Annotated in this window: 6 protein-coding genes; 2 read left to right on the top strand and 4 right to left on the bottom strand. The window is 71.2% G+C overall.

Annotated features, from left to right (window positions below; translation table 11 throughout):
* Positions 1-142: 142 nt before the first annotated feature.
* The 3 genes from FNQ90_RS06195 to FNQ90_RS26835 form a co-directional block, all read right to left on the bottom strand.
* Positions 143-2,362: an NADP-dependent isocitrate dehydrogenase gene (locus FNQ90_RS06195; RefSeq protein WP_182605337.1), complete on the bottom strand. Its 2,220-nt coding sequence runs from the start codon at positions 2,360-2,362 to the stop codon at positions 143-145.
* A gap of 91 nt (positions 2,363-2,453) precedes the next feature.
* On the bottom strand, positions 2,454-3,050 hold the full coding sequence (locus FNQ90_RS06190) for a histidine phosphatase family protein (RefSeq protein WP_228470908.1): 597 nt from the start codon (positions 3,048-3,050) through the stop codon (positions 2,454-2,456).
* A 48-nt stretch (positions 3,051-3,098) separates the two neighbouring features.
* On the bottom strand, positions 3,099-3,359 hold the full coding sequence (locus FNQ90_RS26835) for a hypothetical protein (protein ID WP_194432287.1): 261 nt from the start codon (positions 3,357-3,359) through the stop codon (positions 3,099-3,101).
* A gap of 466 nt (positions 3,360-3,825) precedes the next feature.
* Between FNQ90_RS26835 and FNQ90_RS06180 the strand changes: the two genes are divergently transcribed.
* Positions 3,826-4,023 (top strand): DUF1918 domain-containing protein, encoded by a 198-nt coding sequence (locus FNQ90_RS06180; protein ID WP_143618896.1) that lies wholly within the window; start codon positions 3,826-3,828, stop codon positions 4,021-4,023.
* A gap of 79 nt (positions 4,024-4,102) precedes the next feature.
* Here the strand turns inward: FNQ90_RS06180 and FNQ90_RS06175 are convergent, their stop codons facing one another.
* Positions 4,103-5,398 carry a glycoside hydrolase family 10 protein gene (locus FNQ90_RS06175; protein ID WP_182605336.1) on the bottom strand — a complete coding sequence of 432 codons (1,296 nt, stop codon included), beginning with the start codon at positions 5,396-5,398 and terminating at the stop codon, positions 4,103-4,105.
* Between the two features lie 380 nt (positions 5,399-5,778).
* Here FNQ90_RS06175 and FNQ90_RS06170 point away from each other — a divergent pair, with 380 nt between their 5' ends.
* The gene (locus FNQ90_RS06170) at positions 5,779-8,508 is read left to right on the top strand and encodes a cellulose binding domain-containing protein (protein ID WP_407699314.1); all 2,730 of its coding nucleotides are present in this window, start codon (positions 5,779-5,781) and stop codon (positions 8,506-8,508) included.
* Positions 8,509-8,530: the final 22 nt, after the last annotated feature.

The following is an 8,530-nucleotide window of genomic DNA, read 5'->3' as shown; positions in this document are numbered from 1 at the left end:
CGATGGCTCCCTCCCCGTCCACCGGCCGGGGCCCGGGAGTCGTGACACCGGCGGGAAGAGGGGGCGGGCACGGGTGAGGGGCGCCGGGGAGGCGGTTGCCCGCCGTCCCCGGCGCCCCTCACCCGGTTGCCCGGGGGCGGTGTCAACCCAACATCGCCAGGGCCTGGTTGAAGGTCTTCGACGGACGCATCACGGCCGCGGCCAGTGCCGGGTCGGGACGGTAGTAGCCGCCGATCTCCGCCGGGGAGCCCTGCACCGAGGCCAGCTCCTCGACGATGGTGGCCTCCTGCGCGGCCAGGGTCTCCGCGACCGGGGCGAACGCCTCGGCAAGGCGCGCGTCGTCGGTCTGCCCCGCCAACTCCTGCGCCCAGTACAGGGCGAGGTAGAAGTGGCTGCCGCGGTTGTCGATGCCGCCCAGGCGGCGGCTGGGGGACCTGTCCTCGTTGAGGAAGGTGCCGGTGGCGCGGTCCAGGGTCTCGGCCAGCACCTTGGCGCCGGCGTTGCCGGTGGTGTTGGCCAGGTGCTCGAAGCTCACGGCCAGGGCGAGGAACTCACCGAGGCTGTCCCAGCGCAGGTAGTTCTCCTTGACCAACTGCTGGACGTGCTTGGGGGCGGAGCCGCCGGCGCCGGTCTCGAAGAGGCCGCCACCGTTGATCAGCGGGACCACCGAGAGCATCTTGGCGCTGGTGCCCAGCTCCAGGATGGGGAACAGGTCGGTGAGGTAGTCGCGCAGCACGTTGCCGGTGACCGAGATGGTGTTCTCGCCCCGGCGGATGCGCTCCAGGGAGAAGGCGGTGGCGTCGACCGGGGCCATGATCTCCAGGGTCAGGCCCTCGGTGTCGTGCTCGGGCAGGTACGCGCGGACCTTCTCGATCAGGTTGGCGTCGTGCGCGCGACCCTCGTCCAGCCAGAAGACGGCCGGGGCGCCGGTGGCGCGGGCGCGGGTGACGGCGAGCTTGACCCAGTCACGGACGGCGATGTCCTTGGTCTGGCACATGCGCCAGATGTCCCCGGCCCCCACGGCGTGCTCCATCAGCACGGCGCCCTCGCCGTCCAGGACCCGCACGGTACCGGTGGTGGGGATCTCGAAGGTCTTGTCGTGGCTGCCGTACTCCTCGGCCTTGCGGGCCATCAGACCCACGTTGGGCACCGAGCCCATGGTGGCCGGGTCGAAGGCGCCGTTGGCGCGGCAGTCGTCGATGACGACCTGGTAGATGCCGGCGTAGCTGCTGTCGGGGATGACGGCGAGGGTGTCGGCCTCCTGCCCGTCGGGGCCCCACATGTGGCCGGAGGTGCGGATCATGGCCGGCATGGAGGCGTCCACGATGACGTCGCTGGGGACGTGCAGGTTGGTGATGCCGCGGTCGGAGTCGACCATCGCGAGCTCCGGGCCCGCGGCCAGCTCCGCCTCGAAGGACGCCTTGATCGCCTCGCCGTCGGGCAGGCCCTCCAGCCCCTTGAGGATGCCGCCCAGCCCGTCGTTGGGGGTGAGGCCGGCGGCGGCCAGCGCCTCGCCGTGCTCGGCGAAGGTGCGGGGGAAGAAGGCCCGGACCACGTGGCCGAAGATGATCGGGTCGGAGACCTTCATCATGGTGGCCTTCAGGTGCACCGAGAACAGCACGCCCTCGGCCTTGGCCCGGGCGACCTGGGAGGCCAGGAACTCGCGCAGGGCCGCGACGCGCATGACGGCGGCGTCGACGACCTCGCCCTCCTCCACCGGTACCGACTCGCGCAGGACGGTGGTGGTGCCGTCGTCACCGGCGAGTTCGATCCGCAGGGAGCCGGCGGCGGGGACCACCGCGGACTTCTCGGTGGAACGGAAGTCGTCGGCGGTCATGTGCGCGACGTTGGTCCTCGAGTCGGCGGACCAGGCGCCCATGCGGTGGGGGTGGGTCTTCGCGTAGTTCTTCACCGAGGCGGGGGCACGACGGTCGGAGTTGCCCTCGCGCAGCACCGGGTTGACGGCGCTGCCCTTGACCTTGTCGTAACGGGCGCGGATCTCGCGCTCCTCGTCGGTCGAGGGCTCGTCCGGGTAGTCCGGAAGGGTGTAGCCCTGCTCCCGGAGTTCGGCGATGGCGGCCTTCAGCTGCGGAATCGAGGCGGAGATGTTCGGCAGCTTGATGATGTTGGCACCGGGGGTCTTCGCCAGTTCGCCCAGCTCGGCGAGGGCGTCGTCGATGCGTCGACTCTCCTCCAGGTACTCGGGGAAGGCCGCGATGATGCGCCCCGACAGGGAGATGTCCCGGGTCTCCACGGCGACCCCGGCGGTGGAGGCGTACGCCTCGATCACCGGCAGGAAGGAATACGTCGCCAGGGCAGGGGCCTCGTCGGTGTGCGTGTAGATGATGGTCGAGTCAGTCACCGGGTGCTCCGCTCCACGTCTGCAACATTGCTCGACATCAAGATATCCCGTGGGCGGGCCCCCATCGACGGGGCCCCGCCGGGTACCGGCCTCATCCCAGGCGCAGGTTCCAGTGACCCCCACCACCGCTGAAGCTGATCACCGACAGGGGGTGGACCTCGGTGCGCCAGTAGGCGTGGGGCGGGGCCTTGAGCGCGTAGAGCATGGCGGCCCGGATGACCGAGGGCTCGGTGACGGCCACCACCCGGCCGTCGGCGACCTCGGGGCGCGTGTCCAGCCACCCCCCGACCCGGCCGACGAAGGAGACCAGCGGCTCACCCCCGTGCGGCGCGGTGCGCGGGTCGGTCAGCCAGGCGTTGACCGCGGCCGGCTCCCGCAGCGTGACCTCCTGGAGGGTCATGCCGTGCCACCGACCCATGTCACAGTCCCGCAGGGCCGGTTGGGCCAGCGGCGCGAGACCGAGGACGTCCCCCGTCTGACGCGCGCAGGGGCTCGGCGAGCAGTAGCGCAGTTCGGCGGCGGCCAGCGGGGCGAGAGCGGGCAGGGCGCGCTCGACCGCGTGCCACCCCACCGCGTCCAGCGGGCGGTCGTCACCGAATCGCGTGTCCAGAAGGCCCGTTCCCCGGGCCGCGGCGATCAGGGTGACCAACATGCGGTGATCGTACGAGCAGGTGAATGGGTGCGCCATGGTCGCCGAACAATTCATCGGGAATTTTCACAGGAGGTTGTTCCCCGATCACCCCGACCCGAAGATCATCGACCGATCCGGGTGATCGAGGTCGCGAAAAACCAACCGTGCGTACGGGCCATGGGCGTCACGGATGGCGAGCATGATCCTTTTCGGGCCCCGTCCGTCGGGTTGATCGCGGACCGCGCCGAGGAATTCCGCCCCGGGCCCGTGTCCGCGCCCGGTCGGGTCGAGGTGCACGTCGTACGGCCGGGCGAAGTCCGCCCGGTCGGTGACCACCCGGTCGGTGACCACCCGGGCCCACCCCATCCGGTCACCCGAAGTCATCCGGCAAAAGGCCGAGTTGAGAGAACCCACGATGGCCACTCCCCGCTTTTTCCGGCTTCGCCCCAACACCCGCCGGGTGCGGGGGAAAGCCATCGGTGAATTCGCTCCGTGTCCGGCCGCACCGGATCCGTCGAGATCTCGCAGCCGTCACGCACCTGCGGTGGCCTGCCGGGCTCCCCGGAATCGACGCATCGGGTTTTCCGGCGGATTCCCGCCGCCGACGCGCCGAGCGCGATTCGCATCGCCACGACCCGACCCTCCATCCCCTCCGGGGGACCACAACCGGGAGGAATTCGATGAAACCGAATAAAATGAATCCATCGGTGGATTCGAGCGGTCGGAACGGAGTGAGGCGCACCCGCTCGGCCACCGGACCCGACGGCGGAGGGGACGGGAGCCGTCGGCGGGACCGAACGAATGATCACGGGGACGACAAGGAGGTGCCCCCATGCAGGCACGCACCGGCGACCGGGTGGTCACCCACGGCCGTGTCGTGGGCCGGCCCGACCGGGTGAGCGAGATCGTCGAGGTACTGGGACACGACGGCGGACCGCCCTACCGGGTACGGAGCGAGGACGGCCACGAAACGGTGATCTCCCCCGGTCCGGATTCGGTGGTGGAACACCGCGACAACGCCCGTCGCTGACCCCGCGCGAACGCCGGGGACCGGGAGCCCGACTCCCGGTCCCCGGCGTTCGCCCCCCGGGCCCCGATCGTGAAATCCCTCAGCGCCGGGCGGACGGATCGGCGCGCGGCGGGTCGACGGGCTCGCGGTGGTGTTCGGTCGCCAACAACTCCATGGCCCCGAGCGGGTCCGCGACCACCCGGGAGGCCGAGAAGTAGGCGTGGCCGCCCACCGCCGGGTGATCCCGGCAGAAATCGAGGTGTCGGGAGAGTTCGGCCGGATCCCTCCAGGGCTCCGGCTGCTGCGGGTCCCCCACCTTGTAGACGGCCTCGCCGATCCACAGCGCGACCCCGGTGCCCTCCACCGTCCGCGCCCACCAGCGGACCAGTTCGGCGTAGTCGGCCGGCGCGTGTCCGATGTGCCAGTAGAGCTGGGGCAGGACATAGTCCAACCAGCCCTCGCGCACCCAGCGCCGGGTGTCGGCGTACAGGTCGTCGTAGGTCTGCAGGGCGGAGGTCGCCGAACCCTCCGGGTCGGTGGAGCGGTTGCGCCACACTCCGAAGGGGCTGACCCCGAACAGCGCGTCGGGGCGGGAGGCACGGATGCGCTCGGCGGTCTCGCGAACGAGCAGGTCGATGTTGTTCCGCCGCCAGTCGGCGCGGGACGACCCTCCGCCGTGCCGGGCGAAGCTCACGTCGTCGGCGAACTCCTCACCGGGAACGGGATAGGGGTAGAAGTAGTCGTCCCAGTGCAGGCCGTCCACGTCGTGGGTCTCCACCGCGTGCAGCATGGCGTCGGCGGCGAAGCGCCGCACCTCGGGCAGACCCGGGTCGTAGTAGAGCCGTCCTCCGTGGGCGATCGCCCAGTCGGGGTTGCGGCGCACCGGGTGGTCGCTCGCCAGCCGGGAGGGGTCATCGTGCAGGGCGACCCGGTAGGGGTTGCACCAGGCGTGGAGGGCCAGACCCCGGTCGTGCGCCTCACCCACGGCGAATTCCAGGGGGTTCCAGCCGGGATCCCGCCCCTGGGTGCCGGTCAGCCACTGCGACCAGGGCTCGAAGGGGGAGGGCCACAGGGCGTCCGCCGAGGGGCGCACCTGCAGGAAGATCGTGTTCAGCCGCAGCCGGACCGCTTCGTCGAGGAGGGCCAGCAGGTCGGCCCGGGCCCGGTCGGCATCCGAGTCGGCCGCCGGCCAGTCGATGCGGTCCACGGTCGCGATCCACATTCCGCGCAGTTCACCGGGGGCGGCGGTCCGCCCGCCGGCGCGAGGGGCGTCATCCGCGGCCCGGGCCGCTCCCTCCCCGGAACGCGAGGCGGCGGAGGCTCCGTGCAGGGCGAGGGTACCGACCAGGGTGCCGGCCGCGGCGACCCCCAGGGTGCGGCGGTTGATCGGTGGCATGAGCGTTACTCCCGGATGCGGACGGTCGGCGACGGGGCACCGGCGCGGAACCGGTGGCGGACGGGAGGCCGCCGGGGCGATCCCGTCCCGCACCGACGATACGTCGAAGCCCTCCGACAAACGGGGTGATTCACCACCGAAAGCCCTGTGGTGAACCATCCGGGCGAATCACGCTCTTCACCGCACAACCCCGGAAAACATCCCGCACGAACCCCCGGAAGCGCATCTGACACACCCTTATGCGAACAACGTTCGACAGTTAACATCACCGACACGCACCACCCGGGAGCGCTCCCACTTCTGTTTCCCCTCCCCGTCCACCCCCCTTTGCCGTCCCCGGACGGCGGACCCTTGGAGACCCCATGGAGAGGAGTGCCCGCGTGCGCGGATGGAGAACGGCGACGGCGGTAATCGCCGGTACCGCCCTCGCCGCCGGATTGCTCGGCACCGCCTCGGCCCAACAGGAGCCGGCGGCCGGCACGACCGCCGCCGCCTCGGCCGAGGACTACGACTGGCGAAACGTGCGCATCGACGGCGGCGGCTTCGTCCCCTCGGTGATCTTCAACCGCACCGAGCCGAACCTGCTCTACGCCCGCACCGACATCGGCGGCGCCTACCGTTGGAACGAGGCGGGCCAGGAGTGGATCCCGCTGCTGGACTCCGTCGGTTGGGAGGACTGGGGGTACACCGGTGTCGCCTCCCTGGCGACGGACCCCGTGGATCCCGATCGGGTCTACGTCGCGGTGGGCACCTACACCAACGACTGGGACCCCAACAACGGCGCCATCATGCGCTCCACCGACCGCGGGGAGAGCTGGGACACCGTCCCGCTGCCCTTCAAGCTCGGTGGCAACATGCCGGGGCGCGGCATGGGCGAGCGGCTGGCGATCGACCCCAACGACAACCGGATCCTCTACCTGGGCGCCCCCAGCGGCGAGGGACTGTGGCGCAGCACCGACTCCGGGGCCACCTGGACCGAGGTCACCTCCTTCCCCAACCCGGGTGACTACGTCCTCAACCCCGACGACCCGTGGGGATACGAGAACGACGAGATCGGGGTCGTGTGGGTCACCTTCGATCCCGACACCGGCTCCCCCGGCAGCCCGACCGGGACCGTCTACGTGGGCGTCGCCGACGAGGAGGAGAGCGTCTACCGCTCCACCGACGCGGGCGCCACCTGGCAGGCGGTCGCCGGTCAACCCACCGGCTTCCTGCCCCACAAGGGTGTGCTGGACGAGGAGACCGGTGACCTCTACATAGCCACCAGCGACAACCCCGGCCCCTACGCCGGCGGCGACGGCGAGGTGTGGCGACTGGACACCGCCTCGGGCGAATGGACCGACATCACCCCCCACCGACCCGGTGACGCGGAGTACGGCTTCAGCGGCCTGACGGTGGACCGGCAGAACCCCGGCACGGTGATGGTCACCGGTTACAGCTCCTGGTGGCCGGACACCCAGATCTTCCGCAGCACCAACGGCGGCGACGACTGGTCGCCCATCTGGGACTGGGCCGGCTACCCCGAGCGGGACCGTCGTTTCACCCTGGACCACTCCTCGGTGCCGTGGCTGACCTTCGGCAACCAGCCCACGGCGGAGGAGGACTCCCCCAAGCTCGGGTGGATGACCGAGGGCATGGAGATCGACCCGCACGACCCGGACCGGATGCTGTACGGCACCGGGGCGACGATCTACGGCACCACCGAGCTGACCAACTGGGACGAGGGCACCCGCTTCACCATCCGGCCCGTGATCAAGGGGCTCGAGGAGACCTCGGTCAAGGACCTGGCCAGCCCGCCCACCGGCGACGCCCATCTGTTGAGCGCCCTCGGTGACATCGGCGGCTTCCGGCACACCGACATCGACGCGGTCCCGTCGATGATGTACGCTTCCCCCTTCATCGGCACCACCACCAGCGTGGACTTCGCCGGGCTGAGCCCGAACAACGTGATCCGGGTCGGTGAGCACGTCGGGGACAGCAGCCAGGCCACGGTGGGCTTCTCCACCGACGGCGGGGCCAACTGGTTCGCCGGGACCGTGCCCGGCTCGGCCAACGGCGGCACCGCCGCGGCGGCGGCCGACGGCAGCCGCTTCCTGTGGAGCCCGGCCAACGAACCGGTCCACCTCACCACCACCTTCGGCAGCTCCTGGACCCGCTCGCAGGGCATCCCGCAGGGTGCCACGATCGCCTCGGACCGGGTCGACCCGCAGCGGTTCTACGGCTTCCACGACGGCACCCTGTACATCAGCGCCGACGGCGGGGCGACCTTCGCCGCCGGAGCGACCGGCGGCCTGCCGACCGAGGGCAACATCCGTCTGGAGGCGGCCCCCGGCGCGCCCGGCGACGTCTGGTTGGCGGGCGGTGACGACGCAAGCGCCCACGGTTTGTGGCGCTCCACCGACGGCGGGCGGAGCCTGACCCGGATCCAGTCGTTGGAGAAGGCCGACAACATCGGCTTCGGTCGCGGTGCCGAGGGCACCGACTACCACGCGCTGTACAGCAGCGCCGTGGTGGACGGGGTGCGCGGCATCTACCGGTCCGACGACGTCGGGGCCACCTGGACCCGGATCAACGACGACGACCACCAGTGGGCCTGGACCGGTGGCGCCATCACCGGCGACCCCCGGGTGGCGGGCCGGGTCTACATCGGCACCAACGGTCGCGGCATCATCGTCGGCGAGACCGGCGAGCGGGGCAACGACGGGGGCACCGGCGGGACCACCGGCGGCCCGGGCGACAACGGCGGCACCGGGGGTGACGACGGGGGCACCGGTGGCGTGGACCCCGACGCCGACTGCACCGTCGCCTACGCCGTCACCGGCGAGTGGCCCGGCGGCTTCCAGGGCGAGGTGACCGTCACCAACACCGCTGACACCGCCGTGGAGAACTGGGAGCTGCGCTGGAGCTTCCCGCACGGCCAGACCATCACCCAGCTGTGGAACGGCTCGCACACCCAGTCCGGGTCGCAGGTGAGCGTCACCGGCGCCTCCTGGAACAGCCGACTGGCACCGGGCGCGTCGACCACCATCGGCTTCCTCGGCAACCGCCAGGAGCAGAACGGGGCACCGTCCTCCTTCACGCTCAACGGCACCACCTGCGCCGGCGGCTGATCCACACGCCCCTCCCCCGCCC

The organism is Streptomyces alkaliphilus (genome assembly GCF_014141535.1).
Lineage (GTDB): Bacteria > Actinomycetota > Actinomycetes > Streptomycetales > Streptomycetaceae > Streptomyces > Streptomyces alkaliphilus.
This window is presented reverse-complemented; position numbering and strand designations above follow the sequence as displayed.

Coding starts and splice junctions, on each gene's coding strand:
- FNQ90_RS06190 (WP_228470908.1), bottom strand. CDS start 3,050: ATGGCGCACCCATTCACCTGCTCGTACGATCACCGCATGTTGGTCACC.
- FNQ90_RS26835 (WP_194432287.1), bottom strand. CDS start 3,359: ATGGGGTGGGCCCGGGTGGTCACCGACCGGGTGGTCACCGACCGGGCG.
- FNQ90_RS06180 (WP_143618896.1), top strand. CDS start 3,826: ATGCAGGCACGCACCGGCGACCGGGTGGTCACCCACGGCCGTGTCGTG.
- FNQ90_RS06175 (WP_182605336.1), bottom strand. CDS start 5,398: ATGCCACCGATCAACCGCCGCACCCTGGGGGTCGCCGCGGCCGGCACC.